The organism is Pseudomonas neuropathica, assembly GCF_051174785.1.
In the GTDB taxonomy this organism is placed as follows: Bacteria; Pseudomonadota; Gammaproteobacteria; order Pseudomonadales; family Pseudomonadaceae; genus Aquipseudomonas; species Aquipseudomonas neuropathica_A.
This window is the reverse complement of the sequence record NZ_CP195111.1, coordinates 1,012,885-1,026,730: the sequence shown is the minus strand read 5'-3', so window position 1 is coordinate 1,026,730 and position 13,846 is coordinate 1,012,885. Positions and strand designations below refer to the sequence as shown.

General features: G+C 59.8%; 10 protein-coding genes. 7 read left to right on the top strand and 3 right to left on the bottom strand.

What is annotated here, in order from left to right; translation table 11 throughout:
- Positions 1 to 241 precede the first annotated feature (241 nt).
- The 4 genes from ACRRSD_RS04705 to ACRRSD_RS04690 all read left to right on the top strand — a co-directional run bounded on the left by ACRRSD_RS04705 (position 242) and on the right by ACRRSD_RS04690 (position 5,097).
- A complete protein-coding gene (locus ACRRSD_RS04705; protein WP_095189882.1) occupies positions 242 to 724 on the top strand; it encodes a MarR family winged helix-turn-helix transcriptional regulator in 483 nt (160 codons plus the stop codon).
- Positions 714 to 2,183: an efflux transporter outer membrane subunit gene (locus ACRRSD_RS04700; protein ID WP_435037297.1), complete on the top strand. Its 1,470-nt coding sequence runs from the start codon at positions 714 to 716 to the stop codon at positions 2,181 to 2,183. The genes ACRRSD_RS04705 and ACRRSD_RS04700 overlap by 11 nt, the downstream gene beginning before the upstream one ends.
- Positions 2,184 to 2,198: 15 nt before the next feature.
- Positions 2,199 to 3,401: an efflux RND transporter periplasmic adaptor subunit gene (locus ACRRSD_RS04695; protein ID WP_123594175.1), complete on the top strand. Its 1,203-nt coding sequence runs from the start codon at positions 2,199 to 2,201 to the stop codon at positions 3,399 to 3,401.
- A gap of 166 nt (positions 3,402 to 3,567) precedes the next feature.
- Positions 3,568 to 5,097: a DHA2 family efflux MFS transporter permease subunit gene (locus ACRRSD_RS04690; protein WP_007912465.1), complete on the top strand. Its 1,530-nt coding sequence runs from the start codon at positions 3,568 to 3,570 to the stop codon at positions 5,095 to 5,097.
- Positions 5,098 to 5,318: 221 nt separating this feature from the next.
- On the opposite strand, the gene lpxH is transcribed toward ACRRSD_RS04690, so the two are convergent.
- Positions 5,319 to 6,065 carry a UDP-2,3-diacylglucosamine diphosphatase gene (gene lpxH / locus ACRRSD_RS04685; RefSeq protein WP_034154735.1) on the bottom strand — a complete coding sequence of 249 codons (747 nt, stop codon included), beginning with the start codon at positions 6,063 to 6,065 and terminating at the stop codon, positions 5,319 to 5,321.
- Entirely contained in the window at positions 6,062 to 6,568 is a 507-nt protein-coding gene (locus ACRRSD_RS04680) for a peptidylprolyl isomerase (protein ID WP_435037296.1), read from the bottom strand. The genes lpxH and ACRRSD_RS04680 overlap by 4 nt, the downstream gene beginning before the upstream one ends.
- A 250-nt stretch (positions 6,569 to 6,818) precedes the next feature.
- Between ACRRSD_RS04680 and ACRRSD_RS04675 the strand changes: the two genes are divergently transcribed.
- The 3 genes from ACRRSD_RS04675 (at position 6,819) to ACRRSD_RS04665 (ending at position 11,588) form a co-directional block, all read left to right on the top strand.
- The gene (locus ACRRSD_RS04675) at positions 6,819 to 8,516 is read left to right on the top strand and encodes a glutamine--tRNA ligase/YqeY domain fusion protein (protein ID WP_435037295.1); all 1,698 of its coding nucleotides are present in this window, start codon (positions 6,819 to 6,821) and stop codon (positions 8,514 to 8,516) included.
- 21 nt (positions 8,517 to 8,537) lie between these two features.
- Positions 8,538 to 9,920, top strand: coding sequence for a cysteine--tRNA ligase (gene cysS, locus ACRRSD_RS04670; RefSeq protein ID WP_077573639.1), 1,383 nt, complete (start codon positions 8,538 to 8,540; stop codon positions 9,918 to 9,920).
- A gap of 450 nt (positions 9,921 to 10,370) precedes the next feature.
- A complete protein-coding gene (locus ACRRSD_RS04665; protein ID WP_435037294.1) occupies positions 10,371 to 11,588 on the top strand; it encodes an MFS transporter in 1,218 nt (405 codons plus the stop codon).
- Positions 11,589 to 11,893: 305 nt separating this feature from the next.
- Here the strand turns inward: ACRRSD_RS04665 and ACRRSD_RS04660 are convergent, their stop codons facing one another.
- Positions 11,894 to 13,732 carry a sigma-54-dependent Fis family transcriptional regulator gene (locus ACRRSD_RS04660; protein WP_435037293.1) on the bottom strand — a complete coding sequence of 613 codons (1,839 nt, stop codon included), beginning with the start codon at positions 13,730 to 13,732 and terminating at the stop codon, positions 11,894 to 11,896.
- Between the last annotated feature and the right edge of the window lie 114 nt (positions 13,733 to 13,846).

Here is a 13,846-nt window from a genome sequence, read left to right as displayed (position 1 = left end):
TTCCTAGAAAGCGATCATCCCTGGCACCGTGTCGCTGCATTCGCGAGCAGGCTCGCTCCCACATTGGAACGCGTTTTCCCTGTGGGAGCGAGCCTGCTTGCGAATGGGGTCGCCCGTGCAATAAATCCCAGCCCATTGGTCAACTAATTACCAAGCCACCTAACTATTCCGTTGACATTCGCTGCCTAGGCAGTAACATCTCGACATACATTCACTGCCTAGGCAGTTATTAGGTGAGCAAATGAAGCATTTCACCCCGGACGAATTCAAACATTGCCATCTCGGCCTGTTGCTTGGCCGTGCTGCGCTGCTCAAGGACCGGATCATCGACACCCACATGGAACCCCACGGCATCACCGCCGCGCAGTTCAAGGTGTTGATCATCATGGCCCAGTTCGGCGTCGATACCCCGGCCGAGCTGTGCCGGCATCTGTCGCTCGACAGCGGTTCGATGACACGCATGCTCGACCGTCTGGAGCAGAAAGGCTTTCTGGCTCGCCACCGCAGCGAAGGCGATCGCCGTCAGGTGCAGTTGAAACTGACCGAACAGGGCCAGCAACTGGCCGATCGCCTGCCGCACATCGGCGCCGACGCGATGAATGAACTGGCCGGCGCCGTCACTCCGGACGAGTTGAAAACCCTGGAATACATCCTCAAGAAAATCCTGCTGGCAGCCGGTGACCCGATCACCATCCAGCGCTTAGGTGAACACAATGAGCGGTAAAACCTTGCGCAGTAGCCTGACGCTGGTGCTGTCGGCGATGATCCTCGCCGGCTGCGCCAATTACAGCGGGCTCGACACTTCCGCTGCGAGCCTCGATGCGAAGAACCTGAAAGTCGGCCAATCCCTCAACGGCGTGACCCTGTCGCCGGCCGCGTGGCCGAAAAGCGACTGGTGGACCAGCCTCGGCGATCCGCAACTCGACGGTCTGATCCGCGAAGCGCTGCACGACAGCCCGGACATGCAGATCGCTGAGGCCCGCGCGCATCAGGCCAGCGCCGCTGCGTACGCCGCCGATGCCGAGCGTTATCCGACCCTCGACGCCAGCGCCGGCATCAGCCGTTCGCGCCTGGCTCGCGATCAGGATCCGCTGGGGCAGGGTGGGGCTTATTCGACGGTGCGCAATGTCAGCGCCGGTTTCAATTACAACTTCGACCTCTGGGGCGGTCAGCGTGATGCCTGGGAAGCGGCACTCGGTGAGGCCCGCGCCGCCGAAGTCGATCGTCAGGCTGCACAGTTGACCCTCGCCGCTGACGTCGCTCGTGCCTATAGCGATCTCGGTCAGGCGCACATCGTTTATGACCTGGCGAACGAAGACCTCAAACGCACTAAACAAATGCTCGACCTGAGCCAGCGTCGCCTGAGTTCCGGGATCGATAGCCAGTACCAGTTCCAGCAAACCCAGAGTCTGGAAGCCAGTTCCGAGGCCAGCCTGATCGACGCAGAAAAACGCTTGAACAGCGCCAAGATTGCCTTGGCCGTACTGCTCGGCAAAGGTCCGGATCGCGGTAGCGAAATCGTCCGACCGAAAGTCCTGCAAGCCAGCGCTGTCGCTGTGCCGTCGGTGTTGCCGGCGGAACTGCTCGGTCGGCGCCCGGATCTGGTCGCTGCGCGTTGGCGCGTCGAGGCGGCGAGCAAAGACATCGACTCGGCGAAAACCCGCTTCTATCCCAACTTGAACCTCACGGCTTCGGCCGGTGCCGAGTCCTTGTTGGGTGATGCGATGTTCGGTTCGGCCAGTCGCTTCTTCAACATTGCCCCGACCATTTCGCTGCCGATCTTCGACGGCGGACGCCTGCGCGCCAACCTCGATGCGCGCGACGCCGATTACGACCTGGCGGTGGCGCAGTACAACAAAAGCCTGGTGAAAGCACTGGGCGACGTCAGCGACACGATCAACCAGTTGCGTGACATCGGCCGGCAGATCGGTGCGCAGCAACACGCCACCGACATTGCTCAGGATTCTTACAACACCGTCGTCCAGCGTTACGGTTCCGGCATCGGCAACTACCTGGACGTGCTCAGCATCGAGCAGCAATTGCTCCAGGCCCAGCGTCAACTGGCCAACCTCAATGCCGAGCAGATCGACCTGTCGATTCAACTGATGCAAGCGCTGGGCGGCGGCTTCCAGGGTGACACCCTGACCGCAGCCAACGCCAGCCCAGCCACGCCGCACAACTAATTCAAGGTACTTGTCATGGCCACTGCCGAAAACACCCAAGCTCAAGGCAACACCCCGGACACCGGCAACCCGCGCAAACGCAAAGTGATGCTGTTGGCGCTGGCGGTTGTCGTCGCTCTCGCCTGCGCCGGCGTCTGGGCGTATCACGAGTTCATCGGGCGCTTTAACGAAAGCACCGACGACGCCTACGTCAACGGTAACGTCGTCGAAATCACCCCGCTGGTGACCGGCACCGTGGTCAGCATTGGTGCTGACGATGGTGATCTGGTTCACGAAGGTCAGGTGCTGATCAACTTCGACCCGAACGATGCTGAAGTCGGCCTGCAAAGTGCCCAGGCGAAACTGGCGCGCACTGTGCGTCAGGTACGCGGCCTCTACAGCAACGTTGACGGCATGAAAGCCCAGGTCAACGCGCAGCAGGCCGAAGTGCAGAAAGCCCAGGACAACTACAACCGCCGGAAAAACCTGGCGCAGGGCGGGGCGATTTCCCAGGAAGAACTGTCCCACGCTCGCGATGACCTGACCTCGGCGCAAAACGCCCTGGCCAACGCCAAGCAGCAACTGAAAACCACCAGCGCACTGGTCGATGACACCGTGGTGTCGTCGCATCCGGACGTGATGTCGGCCGCCGCCGATCTGCGTCAGGCCTACCTGACCAATGCCCGCAGCACCTTGATCGCTCCGGTCACCGGTTACGTGGCCAAGCGCACCGTGCAACTCGGTCAGCGTGTGCAGCCGGGCACGGCGTTGATGGCGGTGATTCCGCTGGATCAACTGTGGATCGACGCCAATTTCAAGGAAACCCAACTGCGTGACATGCGCATCGGTCAGCCGGTCGATATCGAATCCGACATCTACGGCAGCGATGTGAAATACAGCGGCACCGTCGACAGCCTCGGCGCCGGCACCGGTAGCGCGTTCGCTCTGCTGCCAGCGCAGAACGCCACCGGTAACTGGATCAAGATCGTTCAGCGTGTGCCGGTGAGGATTCACATCAATGCTGAAGAACTGGCCAAGCATCCGCTGCGCGTCGGTCTGTCGACCAATGTTGAAGTGAACCTGCACGACCAGAGCGGCCCGGTGCTGGCTCAGCAGCCGCCACAGAAAGCCTCGTTCAGCACCAACGTCTACGACCGCCAACTGGCCGAAGCCGACGCGATGATCGCGCAGCTGATCCACGACAACAGCGCTGCGGTCAGCAAAACCGCGCAACGCTGAATCGAGACTTTGGCACTGCCCCTTGTGGGAGCGAGCTTGCTCGCGAAAGCGGAGTGTCATTCGCCGTTGATTTGTCTGGTACACCGCCTTCGCGAGCAAGCTCGCTCCCACAGGGGGGGCGGTGTTCATCAGCACGCGGCGCCAACCCGGTTCCAAAGGATTCACAATGAGCAATAACGCCTCTTTCACGCCGCCCAGCCTGTTGCTCAGCACCATCGGCCTGTCGCTGGCGACGTTCATGCAAGTGCTCGACACCACCATCGCCAACGTGGCGCTGCCGACCATTTCCGGCAACCTCGGGGTGAGTTCGGAGCAGGGCACCTGGGTGATCACCTCGTTCGCGGTGAGCAACGCGATTGCGCTGCCACTGACCGGATGGCTCAGCCGCCGCTTCGGTGAGGTGAAGCTTTTTTTGTGGGCCACCATCCTGTTTGTGCTGGCCTCGTTCCTCTGCGGTATTTCGACCTCGATGCCTGAGCTGATCGGCTTCCGTGTGCTGCAAGGCCTGGTCGCCGGGCCGCTGTACCCGATGACGCAAACCCTGTTGATCGCGGTGTATCCGCCGGCGAGGCGCGGCATGGCCCTGGCATTGCTGGCGATGGTCACGGTGGTTGCGCCGATTGCCGGGCCGATTCTCGGTGGCTGGATTACCGACAGTTATAGCTGGCCGTGGATCTTCTTCATCAACGTGCCGATTGGCATCTTTGCGGTGATGGTGGTGCGTTCGCAACTGGCCAAACGTCCGGTGGAAACCAGCCGTCAGCCGATGGATTACGTCGGCCTGATCACGCTGATCATTGGCGTCGGCGCGTTGCAGGTGATCCTCGACAAGGGTAATGATCTGGATTGGTTCGAGTCGAACTTCATCATCATCGGCGCGGCGATTTCGGTGATTGCGCTGGCGGTGTTCGTTATCTGGGAAATGACCGACCAGCATCCGGTGGTGAATCTGCGGCTGTTTGCCTACCGCAACTTCCGCATCGGCACACTGGTGTTGGTGCTGGGTTATGCCGGGTTCTTCGGCATCAACCTGATCCTGCCGCAGTGGTTGCAGACGCAAATGGGCTACACCGCAACCTGGGCCGGTCTGGCCGTGGCGCCGATCGGCATTCTGCCGGTGTTGCTGTCGCCGTTTGTCGGCAAGTACGCGAACAAGTTCGACCTGCGTTTACTGGCCGGGCTGGCGTTTCTGGCGATTGGTTTGAGTTGCTTCATGCGCGCCGGATTCACCAATGAGGTGGACTTCCAGCACATCGCGTTGGTGCAACTGTTCATGGGCATTGGCGTGGCGCTGTTCTTCATGCCGACCTTGAGCATTCTGATGTCGGACTTGCCGCCGAGTCAGATTGCCGATGGTGCGGGTCTTGCGACTTTTCTGCGGACGTTGGGCGGTAGCTTTGCGGCGTCGCTGACCACGTGGATCTGGATTCGCCGGGCGGATCAGCATCATGCGTATATGAGTGAGAGCATCAGCACCTTTGAGCCGGCGACGCGCGAGACCTTGAATCAGTTGGGCGGGGCGAGCCAATCGGCTTATGCGCAGATGGATCAGATCCTGACCAGCCAGGCGTACATGCTGTCCACTGTGGATTACTTCACGTTGCTAGGCTGGGGTTTTATGGGGTTGATTCTGATTGTCTGGCTGGCGAAACCGCCGTTTGCTGCCAAGGCAGGGCCTGCTGCTTCAGGGCACTAAAGGTCAAAAGCCCCTCACCCTAACCCTCTCCCGGAGGGAGAGGGGACTGACCGTGGTTTGCTTTCGAGGTACGCCGACGTGAGCCACCGAGTTGAGCTCCGGTTTGGGGGAAAGCATGATTTGAGATTGTGAGTCGAACGCGGGTTTTGAACTGCTCTCGGTCGGCTCCCTTTCCCCCTCGCCCCCCTGGGGGAGAGGGCTGGGGTGAGGGGGTAAAGCTTTCAGCCGTGCGGCAAAGCCAGCGGCGGGGCGAAGTCGAACGGCGCCAACGCGTAGCCGCTCTCATCCACCTGCAACGCCCAACCCTGCCGATCCCAATCCCCCAGCACAATCCGCTTCGCCGCCTGTTCACCAAGTTGCAACTTGTGAATCGCCGGGCGGTGGGTGTGCCCGTGAATCAGGGTTTTCACACCGTATTCCTGCATGATCCGCGGAATCTCTTCTGGCGTGACATCGACAATGTCATTGGCCTTCATCCGCGTCTGTGCCTTGCTTTCGCTGCGCAGTTTGCGCGCCAGTTTATGGCGGCTGCTCAGCGGCAGATTGCGCAGGATAAACAGCGTGATCGGGTTACGTAGATAACGACGCAGCTTCATATAGCCGACGTCGCGGGTGCAGAGGCTGTCGCCGTGCATCAACAGCACCGGCTCGCCATAAAACTGCACGACACTCGGGTCCTTCAACAACGTACAGCCGGCCTGCTTGCAGAAGGCCTTGCCGAGCATGAAGTCGCGATTGCCGTGCATCAGAAAGATGGCCGTGCCGCTGTCGCTGAGTTCGCGCAGGGCCTGGCAGATGGAACGCTGGAAGGGTGTCATGGCGTCATCGCCAATCCACGCTTCGAAAAAGTCGCCGAGAATGTACAACGCACTCGCCGAGCGGGCGCGTCCGGCGAGCAAATCCAGAAACGCCCGGGTAATGTCCGGGCGCTCCTCTTCCAGATGCAAGTCTGAAATCAGCAATATCACGCTTCGATGATCTCGGCTTTCTCGATGATCACGTCGTCTGCTGGTACGTCCTGGTGGCCGGCCTTGGAAGTGGTCGACACGCCTTCAATCTTGTCGACAACGTCAGTGCCTGCAACGACTTTACCGAACACTGCATAGCCCCAGCCCTGAGCGGTCTTGGCGGTGTGGTTGAGGAAGCTGTTGTTGGTGGCGTTGATGAAGAACTGCGCCGATGCCGAATGCGGGTCCATGGTGCGAGCCATGGCCAGGGTGTACTTCTCGTTCTTCAGGCCGTTGTCGGCTTCGTTCTGGATGCTCGGGCGCTTGTCTTTCTTTTCCTGCATGCCAGGCTGGAAGCCACCGCCCTGGATCATGAAACCCTTGATCACACGGTGGAAAACCACGTTTTCGTAGTGGCCGGCCTTAACGTATTCGAGAAAGTTGGCAACGGTGATTGGCGCTTTTTCCGCGTCCAGTTCGATGACAATGTCGCCGTAGTTGGTGGTCAGTTTGACTTGAGTCATGATCGCTACTCTTTATAAGGAATTCGTGGGTAAAGGGACATTTCGGCCCGTTACCGGTTCAGCCCGTGGGCCAAGGTGCGCAGTTTAGCGTGACAGGCGCGAATTTCGAGGCTGTTTTTCCAAATCCCTGCGATTAAATGCGCTCCTTTATAGGCCGTGCTCTGTCAGCCCCTTGACAGCATCGGCTATGATAGCGGCTTTGTTTTGTCTGGCCCCCTCTGCGGCCGCGCACATGTAAGTCAAGGATCCTATGAGCAAGCCCACTGTCGACCCTACCTCGAATGCCAAGTCCGGCCCTGCCGTGCCGGTCAATTTCCTGCGGCCGATCATCCAGGCAGACCTGGACTCGGGCAAGCACACGCAGATCGTCACCCGTTTCCCGCCTGAGCCCAACGGCTACCTGCACATCGGCCACGCCAAGTCGATCTGCGTGAACTTCGGCCTGGCCCAGGAGTTCGGCGGCGTCACGCACCTGCGTTTCGACGACACCAACCCGGCCAAGGAAGACCAGGAATACATCGACGCGATCGAAAGCGACGTCAAATGGCTGGGCTTCGAATGGTCCGGCGAAGTGCGCTACGCCTCGCAGTATTTCGACCAGTTGCACGACTGGGCCGTCGAGCTGATCAAGGCCGGCAAGGCTTATGTCGACGACCTGACCCCTGAGCAGGCCAAGGAATACCGTGGCAGCCTGACCGAGCCGGGCAAGAACAGCCCGTTCCGCGACCGTTCGGTTGAAGAGAACCTCGACTGGTTTGCGCGCATGCGCGCCGGTGAGTTCGCGGACGGCGCCCGCGTGCTGCGTGCGAAGATCGACATGGCCTCGCCGAACATGAACCTGCGCGACCCGATCATGTATCGCATCCGCCACGCGCATCACCACCAGACCGGTGACAAGTGGTGCATTTACCCGAACTATGACTTCACCCACGGGCAGTCGGACGCCATCGAAGGCATCACCCACTCGATCTGCACCCTCGAGTTCGAAAGCCATCGTCCGCTGTACGAGTGGTTCCTCGACGCATTGCCAGTGCCGGCGCATCCGCGTCAGTACGAGTTCAGCCGTCTGAACCTCAACTACACCATCACCAGCAAGCGCAAGCTCAAGCAACTGGTCGATGAAAAGCACGTCAACGGCTGGGACGATCCGCGGATGTCCACGCTGTCGGGCTTCCGCCGCCGTGGCTACACGCCAAAATCGATCCGCAACTTCTGCGAAATGATCGGCACCAACCGTTCCGACGGCGTGGTTGACTTCGGCATGCTCGAATTCAGCATCCGTGACGACCTTGACCAGACCGCACCGCGCGCCATGTGCGTGCTGCGTCCGCTGAAAGTGGTGATCACCAACTACCCGGAAGGTCAGGTCGAAAACCTCGAACTGCCGCGCCACCCGAAAGAAGACATGGGCGTACGCGCACTGCCATTCGCCCGGGAAATCTACATCGACCGTGACGACTTCATGGAAGAGCCGCCAAAGGGCTACAAGCGCCTGGAACCGGCCGGTGAAGTGCGTCTGCGCGGCAGCTACGTGATCCGTGCCGACGAAGCGATCAAGGACGCCGATGGCAACATCGTCGAACTGCGTTGCTCGTACGACCCGGAAACCCTCGGCAAGAACCCGGAAGGGCGCAAGGTCAAAGGCGTGATCCACTGGGTGCCGGCCGCCGCCAGCATCGAGTGCGAAGTGCGTCTGTACGATCGCCTGTTCCGTTCGGCCAACCCTGAGAAGGCCGAAGACAGCGCGAGTTTCCTCGACAACATCAACCCTGATTCGCTGCAGGTACTCACCGGTTGTCGTGCTGAGCCATCGCTTGGCAATGCACAGCCGGAAGACCGTTTCCAGTTCGAGCGCGAAGGCTACTTCGTCGCTGATTTGAAGGACTCGAAACCAGGTCAGCCGGTATTCAACCGTACCGTGACCCTGCGTGATTCGTGGGGCCAGTGATTCAGCGTCAAGGGAAATAACGTGCTAACGATCTACAACACGCTCACCAAGAGCAAAGAAGTCTTCAAGCCGCTGGATGGCAACAAGGTGCGCATGTACGTCTGCGGGATGACCGTGTACGACTACTGCCACCTTGGCCACGGCCGCAGCATGGTCGCGTTCGACCTGGTGACCCGCTGGTTGCGCTTCAGCGGTTACGACCTGACCTACGTGCGCAATATCACCGACATCGACGACAAGATCATCAACCGCGCCAACGAGAACGGTGAATCGTTCGAAGCGTTGACCGAGCGCATGATCGCCGCGATGCACGAAGACGAAGCGCGCCTGAACATCAAGAAGCCGGACATGGAACCGCGCGCCACGGATCACATTCCTGGCATGCACGCGATGATCCAGACCTTGATCGACAAGGGTTACGCCTACGCTCCGGGCAATGGTGACGTGTACTACCGCGTCGCCAAGTTCATGGGCTACGGCAAGCTGTCGCGCAAGAAAATCGAAGACCTGCGCATCGGCGCCCGCATCGAAGTCGACGAGTCGAAACAGGACCCGCTCGACTTCGTCCTGTGGAAAGCCGCCAAACCGGGCGAGCCAAGTTGGGAATCGCCGTGGGGCGCCGGGCGTCCGGGCTGGCACATCGAGTGCTCGGTGATGTCGACCTGCTGCCTGGGCGAGACTTTCGACATTCACGGTGGCGGCAGCGACCTCGAGTTCCCGCACCATGAAAACGAAATCGCCCAGAGCGAAGCGGCCACCGGCAAGACCTACGCCAACGCGTGGATGCATTGCGGCATGATTCGCATCAACGGCGAGAAGATGTCCAAGTCCTTGAACAACTTCTTCACCATTCGCGACGTGCTGGAAAAGTACCACCCGGAAGTCGTGCGTTACCTGCTGGTGTCGAGCCACTACCGCAGCGCGATCAACTACTCGGAAGACAACCTCAAGGACGCCAAAGGCGCGCTGGAGCGTTTCTACCACGCGTTGAAAGGTCTGCCGAACGTCGCTCCGGCGGGTGGCGAAGCGTTCGTCGAGCGTTTCACCACGGTGATGAACGACGACTTCGGTACGCCGGAAGCCTGTGCCGTGCTGTTTGAGATGGTGCGTGAGATCAACCGTCTGCGCGAGAGCGATCTCGATGCGGCGGCAGGTCTGGCGGCACGTCTGAAAGAGCTGGCGAGCGTGTTGGGTGTGTTGCAGTTGGAGGCGGATGACTTCCTGCAGGCGGGCGCTGAAGGGCGTGTCGATGCGGCAGAGGTTGATGCGCTGATCGCGGCGCGTCTGGCAGCACGTGCGGGTAAGGATTGGGCTGAGTCGGATCGGATTCGTGATCAGCTCACTGCGATGGGCGTTGTGTTGGAAGACGGCAAGGGTGGGACTACCTGGCGTCTGGCTGACTGATAGCTGTGTTTAGCTTCAAAACAAAACCCGCCTTGTGCGGGTTTTTGTTTGGGCGCAAGAAAAGCCCCTCACCCTAGCCCTCTCCCAGGGGGAGAGGGGACCGAATGGGGGATGCTCAGGAAATACGCCGACTTGAACGTGCTGCTTTGAATCCATAATCGACTGGTTTTTTCAGGTCGATGTACAACGCCAGACACCTCGGTCAGCTCCCTCGGGGAGAGGAGACTGAATGGGGGATACTCAAGAGATACGCCGACTTGAAAGTTTTTCTCCGAATCCATAATCGACACAATTTTTCAGGTCGATGTACAACGCCAGACACCTCGGTCAGCTCCCTCTCCTCCGGGAGAGGGCTGGGGTGAGGGTTGCTTTTGACGTTCGCGTAGGTCTTGATGTCGGCAACGCGTTCAGCAGGATGCTGAGCGGCGACGAATATCGAATGGAGACACCATGGCCAATCACTATCGCGAACTGCTAACCACCCCCGGCGCCACCGGGCTAGTGCTCGCGAGTTCCATCGCCCGATTGCCTCAGGCAATGATCGGCATCGGCATCATCACCATGCTCGTGCAGCAAACCGGCGTTTACTGGCTGGCCGGCACAGTCGCCGGTACGTTCACCCTGGCCAATGCGCTGCTCGGCCCGCACATCTCCAGACTGGTTGATCAGCGTGGTCAGAGTCGCGTGCTGCCCGTCGTCACGGCGTTCAGCATTGCCATGTTGTTGGCACTGATCATCGCCGTCTACTTGCGCGCTCCAGCCGCACTGCTGTTTGTGCTGGCGGCACTGGCGGGGACGATGCCGAGCATGCCGTCGATGATCCGTGCGCGATGGTCGCAGCTGTTCCGAGGCAAGCCGCAACTGCACACGGCGTTCTCGCTGGACACGGTCTTGACCGAACTCGCTTACATCATCGGCCCGCCACTGGCGATCGGTTTGAGCGTGAGTTTTTTCGCCGAAGCCGGACCGCTGGTCGCGGTCGGGCTGCTGGCCGTCGGGGTGACGGCGTTTCTCCTGCAACGCGAGACTGAACCCAAGGTTGTTGTGGGCCACGCCAGCCATAGCGGCTCAACCCTGCTGATTCCCGGCGTGCGCACCATTGTCCTCGCGTTGCTGGCGATGGGGGTTATTGGCGGAGCAATCGATGTTGCTGTTGTGGCTTTCGCCAATGCGCAGGGCTGGCCGGGGGCGGCAACCTTCATCCTCGCCGCTTATGCGTTCGGCTCACTGGTGGCGGGCCTGACGTTCGGTGCGATGAGGGTTTCGCTGGCGATCGAAAAACAGTTCCTGATCGGGATCCTGGTCACGGCGTTCACCGGTGTGCTGCCTGTTTTTGCAACGGATGTTTATGTGCTGACTGCGGCGCTGTTTATCGCGGGCATCTCGTTTGCTCCGACGATGGTCGTGGTCATGAAAATGGGGACGATCATTATTCCTCCTTCGCGGATCACGGAAGGACTAACGTGGATGACTACCGGTATCAGCGTGGGTGTTGCACTCGGCGGCATGCTGGCGGGGTTGGTTATTGATGCCTTTGGCGCGCGCGCGGGATTTGCGGTGGCTATTGGTGCAGGTTTGATGATGGTGGTGGTTGTGCTGGTCGGGTTGCGCACATTGGAGGCGGCTTCGGCTGTGCATGTTGAGCCGGAATTTTCGCCCTCACCCTAACCCTCTCCCCCAGGAGAGGGGACTGAATGGGGGATGTTCAGGAAATACACCGACCTGAGCGATTTGCGCTGAATCCATAATCGCCAGGATGTTTCAGGTCGATGTCCGGTGCCAGACACCTCGGTCAGCTCCCTCTCCCTCCGGGAGAGGGGACTGAATGGGGGATGCTCACGAGATACGCCGACCTGAACGCGCTGCTTTGAATCCATAATCGACTGGTTTTTTCAGGTCGATGTACAACGTCAGACACCTCGGTCGGCTCCCTCTCCTGGGGGAGAGGGCTGGGGTGAGGGGAAGGGATTCACTCAACCTTCAATCTGCCGCAACCGTTTGTAGAGCGTATTTCGGCTAACACCCAACCGTCGCGCCAAATGCGAAATATTCCCCCCAGCCGCTTTCAACTCCCGGTTCAACGCCTCCACATCATTCAGATCAACCCCCAACGGTGCCGCGCTCTCCACGGGCTCCATCTCCAGATCCACAAAAAAATCATCAGGCAAATGCTCCAGCCTCACCGGCTGCTCCTCAGCCATGGCCAACGCCACCTGCATCACGCTACTGACCTGACGCAAATTCCCCGGCCACGGATGACGACTGAACAGCTCCAACACTTCCTGGCTCAACCCCGCCCACTGCGTCGGCTCACGATGCTGCTCCCACAGTCGTTTAAACAACGCTTCCTTATCACTGCGCTCCCGCAGCGGCGGCAGCTCCAGCGTCAGCCCACCAATGCGGTAATACAAATCCTCCCTAAACCGTCCCAACTGCACCTGTTCTCGCAGAGAGCGGTTAGTCGCCGAGATAATCCGCAGATCCACCGCAAACAACTCGCTGCTACCCACCGGTTGCACACAACGCTCTTGCAAAACCCGCAACAACCGCGCCTGGGTCGGCAGCGGCATATCGCCGATTTCATCAAGGAACAACGTGCCTTTGTCCGCCTTGCGAATCAGCCCGATGCTGCCTTTCTGGTTGGCGCCGGTGAACGCGCCTTTCTCGTAACCGAACAGTTCGGACTCGACCAGTTCGGCGGGGATCGCCGCGCAGTTGACGGCAATGAATGCCTGTTTACTACGAGAACTCGCCTGATGCAGGGCTTTGACGAAGACCTCTTTGCCTACGCCGGTTTCGCCATGGATCAGCAACGGAATGTCTTTCTCCAGCAAACGCTCAGCCTGACGCACGGCTTTTTCCACGCGGCTGTCGCCGAAGTGCAGGGTGTTGAGACTGATGGCGGTGGGCGCGGCGGTTTTGGGTTCAGCAGCAAAAACGCGCGGCTGAACCGACGCCTGTTTCGGCCGCTTCAACAAGCATTGAAAACGGTTGCGACCAGAGGTCTGCAAGGCAAACGGCAACCCGTCGGGCTGATTGATCAACTCCAGCAACGACACCTTGAACAGACTCTCAACGCTGACCCGCGACAAACGCACACCGAGCAGATTGTCGGCCCGACGATTCGCCGACAACACCTGTCCACTCTCATCAAAGATCAACAACCCGGCCCACTGACTGTCGAGGTTGTTCAACCCGGTGTTGAAGGTCAGTTGAAAATGCTGGCCATGGAACAGGTTGAGAATCAGCCGGTTCTCCACGGTCTGGCTCATCATCTTGACCATGCCCAGGGTGTGCGAGGGCGGCAGATAGCTGTCGCTGGACACGTCGAGCACCGCAATGACCTTGCGTTCGGCGTCGAAAATCGGCGCGGCAGAACCGGTCATGAAGCGGTTGGCCTTGAGAAAGTGTTCATCGTGTTCGATATGCACCGCTTGTTCACACGCCAGTGCCGTGCCGATCGCATTGGTGCCGCTGCAGCGCTCCATCCAGCTCGCCCCAGCCTGAAAACCCCGGGCCAGATTCGGCTCGATAAAGCGTTGAGTGCCCCACGAGGTCAGCACCTGGCCCTGATTGTCGGCGAGCATGATCAGACAGTTGGAATTGCTCAGGATGTTTTCGTAATAGGGCAAGACTTCCTGGTGTGTGGTCTGCACCAGCGAATGATGGCTGTCGAGCAACTGCGCAATGCCGGCGGCGGGCAGTTGATCGAAGGCCGGCGTGCTTTGGTGGTCAAGACCGAACGCGCGGCAACGTTGCCAGGAAGTCTGGACGATCGCGTCGTGGGACAGCGGCGGGGCAGGTGCGGCCATGGCAGTGGGCCTCTGATGCAGCGATTTTATTGTTGTTATGAACCCAAATCCCGAGCAAAACACCAATCCCATGTGGGAGCGAGCCTGCTCGCGAAAGCGGTCTATCAGACACAA